The organism is Actinacidiphila yeochonensis CN732, from assembly GCF_000745345.1.
GTDB classification, from domain to species: Bacteria; Actinomycetota; Actinomycetes; order Streptomycetales; family Streptomycetaceae; genus Actinacidiphila; species Actinacidiphila yeochonensis.
The window spans coordinates 29,868-43,032 of the sequence record NZ_JQNR01000001.1; the positions used below are offsets into that span (position 1 = coordinate 29,868).

Consider the following 13,165-nt stretch of genomic DNA (forward strand, 5'->3'; position numbering starts at 1 on the left):
GTACTTTGTCCACAGGCGACCTGGTGCAGGTTCGCCCGGTGACGTGTGTTCCGATGCTGGCCCGGGTGGGCCGATGAGTACCGCGACGGCGGCCGCCGTCGACGTGGTGGTGCCGGGTCCGCGGCAGCGGCGGGCTGCCGTGGACCCTGGGCAGCGCGCGGCGCCGGAGGGTGTGGTGCGCCGGCAGCGGGTGCGGGTGCCGTGGCGGCTGGTGGCGTCTGCGGCGTATCCGGATGTGGCGCTGTCGGTGTACGTGAAGGTCGCCGCGCTGCAGGCGCGTCCGGAGGCGGAGGGGTGCGAGGCGCGGACGGAGACGCTGGCCGGCTACCTCGGGGTGTCGACGGCGTCGGTGGAACGCGGCCTGACGGCGCTGCGGCGCCCGGGCCCTACGGGCGAGGCGGACCTGGCGACGCGGCGGCGGACCCTGCCCGGTGGGCGCGGGACGTCGGCGGTGCGCCGCGTGCGGCCTGCGAGCAGGGCGGAGTCGTTCGTGTGGGTGCCGGTGGCGGCGGCGGAGGACCTCTCGCCGCGGCAGCTGCGCGCGTTCGCGGCGGTCGCGTACGCGGGGGCGACGGGGATCGCGCTGACCGAGGGAGAGTTGGCCGGCTACCTGTTCCACCACTCGGGCAAGCGGGCCGGGCAGCCGATCGGCGCGGACGCGGCCGGTGCGGTGGTGGATGAGGTGGAGGCGGCCGGGTGGCTGACGGTGCAGCGGCGGGCCGGTGCGTACGGGCGGCACGTCCTGGTCGCGCACGACATCGCGCCGGAGGGTCGGACGCCTGCCGAGGCGGCGGTCGACGCCGACGCGGCCGGAGACGTCCCGGAGGACCAGGAGCACGTCCAGGAGCAGGTTCCGCCGGGTACGGCGTCGCAGGAGGCGGCGGGGACCTGGTCGACGGCGGGTTCCTGTGTTGGTGAGGGATCGGGTTCCGTGGCTGGTGAGGGGTCCCTCGCGTCTAAGGAATCACCTACGACTGACTCACCTGATGACGAGCGTGCGCTGGCCTCACCCGCCGTAGGCGAAGTACCGGTAGTACCTGTGGAAAACCGTCCGACCTCGAGCGCGGCCGCGAGGGACGGCACTGGTCTCGCGCTCCGCGCGGATGAAGAACAGCTCGCGCCGAAGGCCGAAGGCGAAAAGCGCAGCAAGGGCGGGGGGCCGGTCCGGCCGTCGTACGACGGACCGCAGTTGACCATGAACGCGCAGATCTACGCCGTGCTGGAGCCGGTGCACTGGGTGCTGGAGCGAGTGGACAGCGCGTTCGTGCAGCGGCAGATCGCCCGCGAGGTCGGGCGGCAGCTGCGCGCCGGCGCCGATCCCGAGCGACTGGCGGTGCGGCTGCGGGCCAGGTTCGCGGCGAGCGGCCCGAGCGAGATCCGGGATCCGGGCCGGTGGCTGCTCGGGGTCGCACTGCCTCGGTGGGGCTGTGGCCTCGAGGACTGCGAGGCGGGCACGCTGTGGTCGTCCGGCATGCGCTGCGAGGTGTGCGCTGCGATCGTCGCCGACCAGCGCCGGGCCCGCCGCAGCGCACAGGGCCTGTGCCCGGACCACGGCACCGCCATGGGTCCGTCCGGCGCCTGCCCGGCCTGTGAGGACGACCGCGCCCCGCGCTACGCCGTGCAGTTGGTGCCCGGCGAGCTGGACGACCGGCCGCGCGGTGCCTGCGGCGACTGCGGCGCCCGGATCTTCCTGACCGGGGCCGCGGTGGTCGACGGCCTGTGCCGGGGATGCCGCCAGGACCGGGAGGGCCGGGTGATCGCGGCGCCGCCGGGCGCGGGCCGGGTGACGTGCACCGGGCTGGACGGCGTGCCGTGTGACCGGCCCGCGCTGCCGACCCGGCCGGTGTGCCGCGTGCACCGGGCGCAGCAGGTCGCCCTCGCTGATGCGGAGAAGGTGTGACGGCAGCGCGACCGGGTGGACGTCAGGGCTGTCGGCCAGGGCGGTCGGCCTCGCCGGCGGAGCGGTGGTCCAGGGCCCGGATCAGCAGTTCGACCCGGACCAGCAGGCCCACGCCGATGACCGTGCAGGCGAGCATGACGCACCAGCCCACCGTCTGCGAGACGGACTCGTGGCGGAAGACGTATGGGGTGAGCACCGCCATCACCACGGCGAGCACGGCAAGGGCGGCTAACCAGACCAGTCTCAAGGGGACCTCTAGCCGGCACCGTATCTGTCAACGGCCGTGCGAGCAGGGCCGTTGCGTGTGAACCAGCCAACTGGAGGACACCGCTGCCCGCGGCGTCGCCTCACCATCCCATTAGATAAATCCACGGATAAATAAACGGGTAAACAATGGTAGGGTGCGAGGTGGAGGTGTCACATGGCCAACGAGAAGGATGAGCTGTTCGCAGCGGTCGACGCGCTGCTGGCGGGGGAGCCGGATCTGCCGCCGCCTGATGAGCGGTCTCGGCTGCGCAAGGCATCGGGGGTGTCGCAGTCGCGGCTGGCGACCGCACTGCAGACCACGGTGCAGACGGTGAAGAACTGGGAGGCCGGCCGGTCCGAACCGCGGCCGCCGAAGCGGGACGCCTACCAGCGGCTGCTGGACGGGTGGGCCGCGAAGTACCCCGCCGATCCCGCGCCGCCGGTCCCGGCCGCGCTCGCCAACCCCGCCCCTGCGGTGGCACCGGCTACCGAAGCGCCGGCGTCGACCAGGAGCACGGCGCCGCGTCCGGCGGCGGCCGCCAGGAGCACGCCGACGTCGCGCAGGCCGGCGGCGAAGAAGGCGACCTCGAAGCCGGCCCCCGCCGCGGCGTCGACGGCGGCCGCGGCCGATCCGCGGTTCGCGCACGGCCCGCTCGGTGTGCTGGACGGCGACGGCTCCCTGTACTGCGCGGGCGGCCTGGTCCTGGAGTGCCCGGCGGAGTCGGTGCCGGAGCTGGTGGAGTGGACGCTCGCCGAAGCCCGGCTCGGCGCGAGCCGGCTGCACCGTTCCGGCAAGGACTCCGACCCGCTGATCGTGCTGACCGCCGCGGCCGCCGCCCGTCTCGGACTGCCGGAGCGCCTGGAGGACCGCCGGGCGATGCGGCTGCCGGAGGACCACAAAGTCGTCAAGCAGATCGGCCGCGCGAAGTGGCAGCTGACCCGGCGCGGGTTCGGCCCGTGGGCCAGGATCTACCGGCCGGCCAAGGGCAGCGAGCGAAGTTGCGTGCAGCTCGCCGTGCTGCCGTGGGGCGCGCTGGACTCCCGGGCGTGGGGCGACGCGGACCAGCTGCCGCCGGCGGAACTCGCGCGGGTGCTGACCGCCTACGCCTCCCGCGTGCTGACCCCGCGCGGCTCCACCGCGGTCGCCGGGCTGGAGCTGATGACGGCGCTGCGGCCGCCGACCCGCGCGGTGAAGGACGACACGACCGACACGTGGGTGCCCGGGCCGGTGCCCGGCTCGCTCACCGCGGCGGTCGACCCTGCGCCGCCGGAGGCCCCCGACGAACACCCCGTCGTGCACGGCCTGTACCCGACCGCCAACCCGCGCACCGCGGCGGAAGCCCTCGATGAGGAGGCGTTCGACTGGATCCGCCCCACCGAGCTGCTCACCGACGGCGAGTGCTCCCGCCAGTTCGCGGTCGGCGTCGACGTGAACACCGCGTTCCTCGCCGCCGCGAACAGGCTGGTGGTCGGCCTGTCCGGACCCGAGTACGTCAAGTCGCCGCGGTTCGACAAGGCGGTGCCCGGCTCCTGGCTGGTGGACCTGTCCGGGATCAAGCTGGACCCGCGGCTGCCGTCGCCGTTCACCCCGCACGGCCGCCGCCCGGAAGGGCCGGCCTGGTACGCCACTCCCACCGTCGCCTACGCAGCTGAGCTGATCGACACCTTCGGGCTCCCGGTGGAGCTCCGCCCCCTCGTGGGCTACCTGCGGCGCGATGCCGGTCCGTACCTGGACCCCTGGTACAAGCACCTGGCGGAGGCGTACAAGGCGACGATGGCCGACCTCGGCATCACCGCCGACCTGGACCCGGCCGCGTTCCTGGCCGCGATGGAGACTCACAAGGCCGGCGACCCGGGTATGGCGGCGGTGCTGTCGGCGATCAAGTCCACGGTCAAGGGCGGCATCGGCAAGCTGCGCGAGCGCCCGCAGGGCACGAAGTACCGGCCGGGCGAGCGGTGGCCGGCCCTGGAGCGCCCGACGTGGCGCCCGGACATCCGGGCGGCGGTGATCTCGGCGGCCCGGGTCAACATGCACCGGAAGCTGGTGAAGACGGCGCTGGCGACGCAGGCCGGCCCCGCGCCGACCGGCGCGGTGGTGTTCGGCGAGGACGCGCTGCTGCCGATCGCACTGCTGTCGGACTGCGCTGTCTACCCGGCCGCCGGGCCCTCCCCACTGGACGTCCTGCCGTACGACGCGGCGGGCAAGCCGGCGCCGGGCACATTCCGGCTCGGAGTCTCGCCCGGCATGGTCAAGCACGAAGGGACGCAGCCGCTGTTCTGGGCTGTGGAGCTCCTGGAGCAGCAGCACAACCCCGCCCGGCACATCAAGGGCGGCGACGCCGCGGACGAGGGGGAGTAGAGCCGTGGGCGACACCATCATCGCGGTAGCCGGCACCCTGCTCGGAGGACTGTTAACCGCGCTCCTGCAGTCCCGCCACTCCCGAGCCGCCCGCCGCGACGACCGCGCCGACCGCCGCGCGGCCGACCTGCGCGCCGCCCTCGGCGAGCTGGTGGCGGCGATAGGCGACCACCGCCGCACCATGTGGCACCGCGAGCACCTGCGCCTGACCGGCGCCCCGCAGGACACCTACGACAGCGCCCGGGCCGCCAGCCACACCACCCGCTCCGCCGTCACCGCCCCACTGGTCGCGGTCTCCATCATCGAACCCGACCTCGAGCCGGCGGCCCGCCGCGCGGCCCGGGCCGCGTTCGACCTGCGCGGCGCCACCGACCTGGACGCCCTCGCCGCCATGCGCGAGGACGCCATCACCGCAACCGACGACCTGGTCGCTGCCGCCGGCCGCGCCCTGAGCCAAGGAGCCTGACCATGGGCGAGATCGAAGACGCACTGACCCGTGCGGCCGCGAACACCGCGACCCGCCCGATCCCGAAGAACGCCGGCGCGCAGATGCGGTTCCTGCTCAAGGCGGAGAAGGGCTCCACCCGCGCCCTGGCGGCCCGACTCGGAGTCACCCAGCGCACGGTGGAGCGCTACCTCAAAGGCACCCTGCGGCGGCCGCGCAAGGACCTGGCGGCCCGCCTGGAGCGCGAGGTCCGCAAGGACTGGCAGCCCCGTGTGCAGCAGCGGGCGAAGAAGCACGCCGCCTCGCGCGGCGGCATCGTGATCGAGACGAGGGCGCGGTTCGGGTTCACCGCCGCGCCCGGGTCGACGGACGACGGGCGGGTCCGCCGGATCACCCAGCACCTGCCGCCCGTCTACGCGAGCCGGCTGTTCGACGCGCAGGCCGCCGGCGCCACCGAGCAGCAACTCCAGCGCATCGCCGCCGAAGGACTCCAGGAGATCTACTTCAAGGACCGCGGCCGCCGCGCGGCCGACCTCGAGGTGGAGTTCACCGACATCGACTACATCGAACTGGACTTCTGATGACCGCCACCGACCCGGCCCCCACCAGCGGTGCCGAAGAAGAGGAAGACGACCCCGGCTTCCGGCATGTCGGCGTGGAGATCATCTGCACGCCGGACGTCGCCGACGGCATCGCGCAGCAGCTCCGGGACGCCGTCGAAGAGATCCTGGAGGGCTACAGCGACGAAGAGATCATCGACTACGGCGTCGACTGACGCCCCGAGCGAGCCGGCCGACCGCGGCCGTACGACAGCGCCCCTTCCCGGCATTCGAGCTGCCGGGAAGGGGCGCTTGGCATCGTAGCCGGGCCTGAACGACCTGCGGTCACGCCGACTCGCCCCCGACGTCGGCCGGGGGTGCGACGTCCGGGGCGGCCAGGGCGGCGTCGACGAAGGCCTGCACGAGCGCGGCCACCTCGGTCCGCGTGACGTCCTTGGTCCAGTTCCCGGTGATGTGCTTGTCGCAGTACAGCGAGAACCGGTACACGCCGTGCGCGTACTCCAGCTCCCGGGCACTGGGCTGCCGTTGGCAGCGGCGGCCGTGCCGCTCGGTCTGTGCCAGGTGGGCGGGCACCACGCCGGTGTGGAACCGGCGCGGCAGGGTGCGCTGCTCGCGGCAGCCGCGGCACTCCAGCAGGTGCAGCACGCTGGTCGGATCCTGCAGGAACCAGTGGGGTGGGGCCAGGCCCTCGCGGGTGTTGCAGCCGCTGCACAGCGGCCCGCGCACATAGCCGTGGTCGTGGCAGTGGTCCCACGCCGATGCCCTCGCTTCCCCGCACAGCCGGCACACGTAGTCGTCTGCCCGGGTGCCGCGCCGGCGCGGCGAGTCGTACAGCACGCCCCGCAGGTGGCCGCCGTACAGGCGGAAGGACGCCCCCGAGCACGGCGGGCACATGGTCACGTAGCCCTTGGCCGTCGACCGCCGCCAGGGCCAACCCCACATCGGCCCCTGCGCGCCGCACAGGGAGCACAGCCGGACCCGGCCGATCAGCTCATCCTCCCGCTGCTCGAAGCGGTCCAGGAGCCCCACGTAGGCACGGGGCAGCAGCCATGCGTCGCCGGACCAGGTCAGCAGTTGCAGGGGCCGGGTGCTGGCGATGTTCTGCGTGGACCGGTACAGACTGCTGCGGGCGAGGAAGTCCTCCCACGTCAGCTCACCCGGCAGGCCGTTGGCGCCGAAGCGCTTCCAGGAGGACGCCCATTCGTCGCAGGAACGCACGTCTCGCTCCATCATCTGGCGGCGGGCCTGGTGGAACATCCACGACACCAGCTGCCGCCGCCAGTCGGGCCGGCCCCAGTCCTCCAGGTCGCGTTCGTCGTGGTCGCGGTACGCGGGCAGCTGCACCTCCACGACGTCGTCCACGTCCACGGCGAACTCCGCCAGTGCCTGGCCGGCCCGGCGGATGTCCCGCTCTTCGAACATCCACCGCGACCGGTGCTTGTAGCAGCGCAGCGCTATGTCGCCGACGAACACGTGCCCGTGCCACCGCAGACGCGGCATCTCGACCAGCTCGTCAAGGTCCAGTGGGACCGTGGCACCGTGCGTCAGTTCCGCGAACAGGGAACGCGCGTACTCCCGGCTAATGAGAGACATGTCCGGATGGTGGCAGTACCCACCGACAACGCCCCTGGCCGCAGGCCTCAGCCGACGGCGCCGGCCAGCGCGGGGTGTTCGTCTCGCAGCCGTTCCAGTGTGGCGGCGACGTCGCCGCGGTCGTCCTGGTCGGTCAGAAGGCCCGTGATCAAGCGCAGGAGGCTGCGGGCCAGGCCGACGCACCCGGTGGTGGGGGAGTCGCGCTGCCAGTCCCGCAGCGCGGACAGCAGGACGTCCCCGACGCGCTCGAGGATGAACGAGTCCGCGGTGGGCTCTTCGTCGTCCGGCACGGTGGTGACCGGCAGGACCAGGTCCTCGGTCAGCCGCAGCATGAGGAACGGCAGCTCCGGGTCGGCCTGCTCCCGGCTGGCGACGTTCGCGCCGCCGCCGGCCTCCAGCGCCATGAGGTAGTCGAAGGCGCGGCTCACCTGTTCGGGAGTCAGCGGCGTGCGGGGCGGAACCAGGTACGGCATCAGCGTCTCCTGCTCGTTGGCGGCCGCCGTGCCGGTCACGGCAACCTCCCGGACAGGCTGCGGCCGCCGGTCTGTGGACAGACGCCGCCGAATCGCCGACCACTGTCCACAGGACAACCGTCCGACCGTGGCTGTATGACGAGCGATCACGACGACAGCGCCCTGCCCACACCCCGCTCGCCCGCGTCGGTGCGGGGGCAGTTCCATGACGGCCTGGAGGCGGCGGAGCGGGCCGCGTTCACCCGGCCGGTGCCCAAGGGCGCGGGCGCGAAGATGCGGTTCCTCCTGGACCGCGCGAAGGGCTCCACAGGGGCCGTTGCGGCCCGGTTGGGCACGTCCCGCCGAACGGTGCAGCGCTACGCCGCGGGCAAGCTCAGGCGGCCCCAGAAGGCTCTGCAGGCGGCGCTGGAGGAAGAGACCGCCCGGGACTGGCAGCCGGGCGTGCGCGCCCGGGTCCGCGAGCAGGCCGCCAGCAGCGGCGGCCTGCGGATCACAGCGCGGGCCCGGTTCGGGTTCCGGGCCGCGCTCGGCTCCACCGATGACCCCCGCCCGCGGCTCATCTCCCAGACCGTCTCGCCGGACCACGCGGGCCGCATCCTCGCCGCCCGCGAGCGAGGTGCGACCGAAGCTGAGTTGCAGAACCTGGTCGCGCAAGCTCTCGGGTACGCCTACTTCGGGAATTACGGTGAGCGAGCGAAGGGTGTGGAAGTGGTATTCACCGACGTGGATTACATCGACTTCAACTTTTGAGCGGGCCGCGCGCGAGAGCTGGTATACCTGACTCACCGAATTACCGGCCCCGCACAACACCCGCTCTTTATCCCTGCTGAAAGCGAGGCGCTGATGCCCACGCCCCGGCACGCTGTCCACCGCCCTCCCAGCCCGCGCGATCCGGTCGACCCCGCCCGGATCGGCCGACGCGTCGTGCGCCGCCGTGCCACCGGCATGACGGCCGACGCGCTCGCGGCCGCGCTGGATACCGCGCGGTTCTTCGCCCGGCAGGACTCCCGGCACGAGGACCTGGCCGACGACCCGCGCGGCCGCGCGGAGCTCGCGGAGTGGGAGCGCCTGGAGCAGCTGCTCGCCGCGGCCGGGCCGGGCGCGGTCTACGACCCGGGCACGGACGACGTCGCGCAGGCGGAGCTGGCGGCCGACGCCGCGGCCGCCGCCGCACGGGAAGCCGAGCTGCGGGAAGCCGCCCGGGTTGGGGCCCGCGCCGATGAGCTCCAGGCGCTGCGCGAGCTCGGCACCCTGGCACAGGCCGAACCCCGGCAGGGCGACGAAGCGGTGCGGGACCTGCTGACCCGCCGCGCCGGCCACTACGTCCAGGCCGACGTCGACGCCTGGTTCGCGCACGCCCTGGCCTCCCACCGCGGGCACTATGCGGATCCGGCCGCCCGGGAGGCTGCCGCCGATCTCCTGCCGCACCCGGTGCTCACCCACGCCGCGCTGTTGGCCGCGCTCGCCCGCCTGCAGCCCGGCGCCGACGTCGACCAGCTGGCGTTCGCGGGCCGGCTCGCGAACGCCGACCCGCAGGCCGCCGCCGACCTCGCCGCGTTCCTCACCAGCCGCGGGCCGGTGTAACGCTGACAGAGCGTAAGCGTGACACCCGCCCGGACGGCCTCCGCAGCGCGTTGCACCCCCAGTCGGACCGTTACAGCGACTAAGCCGCAGCTCAAGGCCGGTTCAGTGCTCCGCGAACGGCCTCTTCTCACCGGCCGGGAGGTGTAACGCCCTTCGCGCAGCCGCTCTCAGGGCCTCTCAAGAGGCCGACCCGAAGAACCTCGGGTCAGAGCGTGACAGTGTCACGCTCACCGAACGTGAGCGGTCCGGGCGTTGCACGCGCCAAGCGAGCGTCACCTCAGCCCGGAGCCTGCCGACCCGTAACCGATTCGGGCCGGGCTCGTTGAGCACCACAGACCCCCCACGATGAAGCCCCGGCGCCGTACGCCCCCCACGGCGGCCCGGGGTTTCGTGCTGAGCACGCCGGCCGGGCCAGGGCCAGCCGTTCCGGCAAGGGCGCCCGGGTGGCCCGCGGGCGCCGCTACCGTGGGCTGCAAGGCCCGCAACGCCCGCCTACGGAGGCCTCGATGAGCGCACAGCCCGACCACGCCCTTCCTGCGACCGCAGCCCCGGCGCCGACGGCGGCCGCGCAGCTGCTGGAGGCGCTGCGGGCCGACCGCCGCGCGGTCCGGTGGGTGCCGGCGTTCGAGGCCGACTGGGCACGCGCCCTCGAGGACTCGCGGCACTCCTACAGCCTCACTCCGCTGCACGACGTGGTCCGCGCATGGCAGGCGCGCGTGGCGGCGGCTCCGGCTGTCGATGCGTTCATCGCCAGCGGGTATGACGACTCCGACGGCGTCGCCCTCGAGGACGTCCTGCCGCCGCGGGGCGCCCGGTGAGCAGCGTGTGGCCGGCCCGGCTCTCGCCGCAGGCCTCCAAGACCGTCGCGGAACTGCCCGCCCACGCGGTGGAGATGCTGCGCGACGTCCTGGATATCGCCGGGCGCGACCCGTGGACCTGGCCGCCGATGGACGCCGGCGACGTCGAGGGCGAGGACGTCCGCGCGGCCGCCGTCGGGCAGCTGACCGCCGTGTACTGGGTCAACCGCGCGCAAGGGCGCCTGTACGTGGTCTCCGTCGTCTGGCTCGGCTGACCGGCCACCCCGAGCAGCAGGGCCGAGCCGGACTTCTCACGGCCAGGTGGTGAGCGCGTCGACCAGGACGCGCAGCTGCAGCACGACGTCGCCGACCCCCGGCTCCTGGTCCACGATGTCGGCGGCCGGCGCCAGGACGTCGACCAGCCGCCCGGACCGCACCGTCGGCGGAACCTCCCGCAGAGCAGCGCGCAGCACGTGCGCGTCCCAGCGGCTGCGCGCGAGGCCTTCGGCGAGCTCCCGCTCCGCCGGGTCCGGCACCCAGGCACCGGACCGGTAGCTCTCCAGCAGCACCGCCGCGTCCCGGCACAGCGCCTCGCTCAGCGCACTCGTGGTCGTCACGCACCACCAACGACACCCCGGCCACCCACGGCACGGGAAGCAGCAACGGCGAGCAGCAGCGTGCAGCACGCCGTTGCTGTCCGGGCGCTGCTCCCCGTACTGCTGGGCTCGTTGCTTCGGTTGCTTCGGAGCTCTGGGACATACCGCGACCCGGGCGGCACAAGGGTGCTGCTCGTGCAGCAGCCGGCTGCTGCCCTGCGGTTTCCCCTGGAGGGGAACGATGCAACGCCTCTGCGAGGAGGACGCGACGGCGCCGCCCCACGGAAGCCGCACACGGCCCTGTGAGCGCGTTTGCCGCCCTCCAGGCTCCCGAGCGGCATTCCAGGGGCCGCAACGGCCCCTGCGGGGCGTACAGCGCCGCTGGCGGGTGCAGCGGGCCGGATGGCGTAGTGGGGCGTTCGAGCGGCGTGCGGTGGGCAGTTCGCCTGTCGCTCGGCTCGCCGCGCAGCGCGCTGCGCTCTCAGAGGGAAGGAGTGTCTACCTGCAGTTAAGTACCTACAGGTACTAACTACATTGGGGTGCAACGCCGGTCGCCGGCGGCAGCCCCTGGTGACCGATCAGCAGGAAGCAGCCCGCTCCGGCGGGCAGCACGCCCCCCGCGTCCCAGCTTCGAAGCACGGCCCGGCAGGCAGCGCAGACCCGTTGCACCCTTTCCCACCTGCGGCGCACGGAAGGGTGCAACGCCCTGGCGCCGGGCATGGCAACGGCGCCGCACCTCGGGAGCGCAGCGCCGTTGGGTCCTGGCCGGGCCGGACGGCCGGCTACGCGCTGCGCCGGGCGGGCACGGCGGCCAGATGCCGCTGCGGAGCGGGCAGCGCAGGGGCGGGAAGCGCGCCGGCCTGGATGGACTCCGTCGCCTCGCGCAGCGCCTGGTCCATCTCCTGCTCGCTGGCGTACCCGGCGAAGTACGGGTGGATGAAGTAGCTGCGGTAGCGGCCCTCGGGCCGCAGGATGACGTGCCGCTCCACCAGCTGGCTCATCGCGATCGACGTGCGGTTCTTGCTCAGCCCCACGCGATCCCGCAGCTCCGCCTGCGAGGCGTTGACCTCGCCGCCGGGCCGCTGGACCTCCATCATCGCGCTGAGCAGGTCGTAGGACGCCTTGGAGAGCTCCAGGCGGTGCAGCTGAGCGAACCCGAGGGTGGCCTGGATCAGCATGCTTCCTCCTCCACGTCGTTGTCGCCGAACGCCAGTTGCCGCGTACGCGGCTCCGGAACGGCCGGCCGCGCGAACTCCGGGAAGCTCTCGCTCGCGGCCTGCTCCAGCGCCCGAACATCTTCCCGCATCTCCGGGTAGTGCTTCCTCAGCGCAGCCCTGACGTCCTGCCGCAGCTGCTCCAGGGCCTCGCGCTGGAGGTCGCCGTTGCCCTTGAAGCAGATCAGCGGGTTGACCACGATCACCGAGTTCGCCCGGCGCTGGACCATGTGCCAGCTCTCAAGGCTGCCCAGCGCCCGGGTGACGTTCGCGCGCTCCACCCCGAGGTGACGGGCGACCTTGATGTGCGTGATCCGCAGCCGGCCCTCCACCTGGCGGCCCATGCAGAACAGCAGCACGGCCGACTGGACCGGCGACATGCCGTACCGGGCGATCAGCACCGCCAGGACGTCGGACAGGAAGTCGTTGCTGACCATGCTGTAGCCGCTACGCCCCCACGCATCGTGCGGCTCGCGGTACCTGTACTCGACACTCGCCGACTTCACCGGCCGGCCGCGTTCCGGCGGCGTGCGGTCCAGAGCTTTGGCGAAGCTGTCCGCCAGCGGAGACCTCACGGGCTCACCGCGGCTGGCCGACTGCCGGTCCCTGCTGGTGGAGCGACTCGCTTCGCCGGGCACCCTGGCTCCTGCTGGTCGATCTTGCGTGGTCGCCGGAACCCTAGCCGAGATTGTCCCCGCCCACGGGGACCTTTGTCCCTGTCGGCGTGGCCCCCTGGTGTCGGCACCGACACATCGGCCCTCGATCCCCGAGCAGCGCGCACAGACCTGACCAGCGTGAACACAGTTTGTACCTGTTTCCGGGACCAAATGCGGTGCCGCTGTGTCGGAGCGGGCACAAAACCGCAGGTCGATGTGTCAGGGCCAACACATCGACTCTCGCAAAACCGCAGGTCAGGGCAGGTTTCCACGCGGCCCCCTTTTATCAGTAAGACGCACGCGCGCGAGGGCGCAAGCCACAGCCCATCCGGGCGCACCTCGCTTCGCGTGCGGCTGCGTAGGCCAGCTGGCGGTCGTGGACAGCACCAGCGGTCCTGAGTCTCGAGCGGCTCGGGCCGTGACGAACAAGCGCAAGCAGCGGAGCCAGCCGCCGCGGTGGTTCCGCTGCACGGCCTGGCGGCCGCGCAGCTCCCGTACCTCCGCACGTGAATTCCAGGCGTAAGGTCGATCGAGGTCCCGTTCTCCGGCTGAGGCAATTACCAGCCGCAGTAATGGGCTTCGCAATCGAAATTCCCTCAGCGTTATTTCCCCGAACTGAAACCACGCCTTTGCGGAAGTGTCGGGCCTGGCTTGACGCCATGATGCACCCCGGGCGGGTGTGCTCCGGGGGTGGTGTCTGAGTCCAGAGGCTAGCCCATCCCGAAGTTTGACACACCGCGCA

Annotated in this window: 15 protein-coding genes; 9 read left to right on the forward strand and 6 right to left on the reverse strand. The window is 72.9% G+C overall.

All coding sequences use genetic code 11. The annotated features are described in order from the left end of the window. The first annotated feature begins 73 nt into the window (after positions 1 to 73). Positions 74 to 1,900 carry a hypothetical protein gene (locus BS72_RS00190; RefSeq protein ID WP_051950294.1) on the forward strand — a complete coding sequence of 609 codons (1,827 nt, stop codon included), beginning with the start codon at positions 74 to 76 and terminating at the stop codon, positions 1,898 to 1,900. A 22-nt stretch (positions 1,901 to 1,922) separates the two neighbouring features. Here BS72_RS00190 and BS72_RS00195 read toward each other — a convergent pair whose 3' ends face one another. After that, the gene (locus BS72_RS00195) at positions 1,923 to 2,147 is read right to left on the reverse strand and encodes a hypothetical protein (protein WP_037905024.1); all 225 of its coding nucleotides are present in this window, start codon (positions 2,145 to 2,147) and stop codon (positions 1,923 to 1,925) included. A 174-nt stretch (positions 2,148 to 2,321) separates the two neighbouring features. Between BS72_RS00195 and tap the strand changes: the two genes are divergently transcribed. From tap to BS72_RS00215, 4 genes are read left to right on the forward strand one after another with little or no spacing between them, the layout of a single operon-like run. After that, a complete protein-coding gene (gene tap / locus BS72_RS00200; RefSeq protein ID WP_037905027.1) occupies positions 2,322 to 4,505 on the forward strand; it encodes a telomere-associated protein Tap in 2,184 nt (727 codons plus the stop codon). A 4-nt stretch (positions 4,506 to 4,509) separates the two neighbouring features. Further along, positions 4,510 to 4,971 carry a hypothetical protein gene (locus BS72_RS00205; protein ID WP_037905028.1) on the forward strand — a complete coding sequence of 154 codons (462 nt, stop codon included), beginning with the start codon at positions 4,510 to 4,512 and terminating at the stop codon, positions 4,969 to 4,971. 2 nt (positions 4,972 to 4,973) lie between these two features. Then, the gene (gene tpg / locus BS72_RS00210; RefSeq protein ID WP_037905031.1) at positions 4,974 to 5,531 is read left to right on the forward strand and encodes a telomere-protecting terminal protein Tpg; all 558 of its coding nucleotides are present in this window, start codon (positions 4,974 to 4,976) and stop codon (positions 5,529 to 5,531) included. Next, the gene (locus BS72_RS00215; protein WP_037905033.1) at positions 5,531 to 5,725 is read left to right on the forward strand and encodes a cytochrome c-type biogenesis protein; all 195 of its coding nucleotides are present in this window, start codon (positions 5,531 to 5,533) and stop codon (positions 5,723 to 5,725) included. The genes tpg (BS72_RS00210) and BS72_RS00215 overlap by 1 nt, the downstream gene beginning before the upstream one ends. 109 nt (positions 5,726 to 5,834) lie before the next feature. On the opposite strand, the gene BS72_RS00220 is transcribed toward BS72_RS00215, so the two are convergent. Both BS72_RS00220 and BS72_RS35025 read right to left on the reverse strand, forming a co-directional pair. After that, positions 5,835 to 7,103 carry an endonuclease domain-containing protein gene (locus BS72_RS00220; protein ID WP_037905035.1) on the reverse strand — a complete coding sequence of 423 codons (1,269 nt, stop codon included), beginning with the start codon at positions 7,101 to 7,103 and terminating at the stop codon, positions 5,835 to 5,837. A 47-nt stretch (positions 7,104 to 7,150) separates the two neighbouring features. Beyond that, the gene (locus BS72_RS35025; RefSeq protein WP_051950295.1) at positions 7,151 to 7,615 is read right to left on the reverse strand and encodes a hypothetical protein; all 465 of its coding nucleotides are present in this window, start codon (positions 7,613 to 7,615) and stop codon (positions 7,151 to 7,153) included. Between the two features lie 96 nt (positions 7,616 to 7,711). Here BS72_RS35025 and tpg (BS72_RS00225) point away from each other — a divergent pair, with 96 nt between their 5' ends. From tpg (BS72_RS00225) to BS72_RS00240, 4 genes are all read left to right on the forward strand, one after another. Continuing rightward, positions 7,712 to 8,326 carry a telomere-protecting terminal protein Tpg gene (tpg, locus tag BS72_RS00225; protein ID WP_078900902.1) on the forward strand — a complete coding sequence of 205 codons (615 nt, stop codon included), beginning with the start codon at positions 7,712 to 7,714 and terminating at the stop codon, positions 8,324 to 8,326. A gap of 93 nt (positions 8,327 to 8,419) precedes the next feature. Then, on the forward strand, positions 8,420 to 9,160 hold the full coding sequence (locus tag BS72_RS00230; protein WP_198545725.1) for a hypothetical protein: 741 nt from the start codon (positions 8,420 to 8,422) through the stop codon (positions 9,158 to 9,160). Between the two features lie 506 nt (positions 9,161 to 9,666). Further along, the gene (locus BS72_RS00235) at positions 9,667 to 9,978 is read left to right on the forward strand and encodes a DUF6247 family protein (RefSeq protein WP_037905037.1); all 312 of its coding nucleotides are present in this window, start codon (positions 9,667 to 9,669) and stop codon (positions 9,976 to 9,978) included. Beyond that, on the forward strand, positions 9,975 to 10,232 hold the full coding sequence (locus tag BS72_RS00240) for a hypothetical protein (RefSeq protein ID WP_037905039.1): 258 nt from the start codon (positions 9,975 to 9,977) through the stop codon (positions 10,230 to 10,232). Before BS72_RS00235 ends, BS72_RS00240 begins: the two co-directional genes overlap by 4 nt. 36 nt (positions 10,233 to 10,268) lie before the next feature. On the opposite strand, the gene BS72_RS00245 is transcribed toward BS72_RS00240, so the two are convergent. From BS72_RS00245 to BS72_RS00255, 3 genes are all read right to left on the reverse strand, one after another. Further along, positions 10,269 to 10,574, reverse strand: a complete 306-nt coding sequence (locus tag BS72_RS00245; protein WP_051950297.1) for a hypothetical protein — start codon at positions 10,572 to 10,574, stop codon at positions 10,269 to 10,271. A 761-nt stretch (positions 10,575 to 11,335) separates the two neighbouring features. Next, on the reverse strand, positions 11,336 to 11,731 hold the full coding sequence (locus BS72_RS31795; protein ID WP_051950301.1) for a hypothetical protein: 396 nt from the start codon (positions 11,729 to 11,731) through the stop codon (positions 11,336 to 11,338). Continuing rightward, entirely contained in the window at positions 11,725 to 12,342 is a 618-nt protein-coding gene (locus BS72_RS00255; protein ID WP_157856092.1) for a replication/maintenance protein RepL, read from the reverse strand. Before BS72_RS00255 ends, BS72_RS31795 begins: the two co-directional genes overlap by 7 nt. Positions 12,343 to 13,165: the final 823 nt, after the last annotated feature.

Coding starts and splice junctions, on each gene's coding strand:
- tpg (WP_037905031.1), top strand. CDS start 4,974: ATGGGCGAGATCGAAGACGCACTGACCCGTGCGGCCGCGAACACCGCG.
- BS72_RS31795 (WP_051950301.1), bottom strand. CDS start 11,731: ATGCTGATCCAGGCCACCCTCGGGTTCGCTCAGCTGCACCGCCTGGAG.
- BS72_RS00235 (WP_037905037.1), top strand. CDS start 9,667: ATGAGCGCACAGCCCGACCACGCCCTTCCTGCGACCGCAGCCCCGGCG.
- tap (WP_037905027.1), top strand. CDS start 2,322: ATGGCCAACGAGAAGGATGAGCTGTTCGCAGCGGTCGACGCGCTGCTG.
- BS72_RS00190 (WP_051950294.1), top strand. CDS start 74: ATGAGTACCGCGACGGCGGCCGCCGTCGACGTGGTGGTGCCGGGTCCG.
- tpg (WP_078900902.1), top strand. CDS start 7,712: ATGACGAGCGATCACGACGACAGCGCCCTGCCCACACCCCGCTCGCCC.
- BS72_RS00220 (WP_037905035.1), bottom strand. CDS start 7,103: ATGTCTCTCATTAGCCGGGAGTACGCGCGTTCCCTGTTCGCGGAACTG.
- BS72_RS00230 (WP_198545725.1), top strand. CDS start 8,420: ATGCCCACGCCCCGGCACGCTGTCCACCGCCCTCCCAGCCCGCGCGAT.
- BS72_RS00215 (WP_037905033.1), top strand. CDS start 5,531: ATGACCGCCACCGACCCGGCCCCCACCAGCGGTGCCGAAGAAGAGGAA.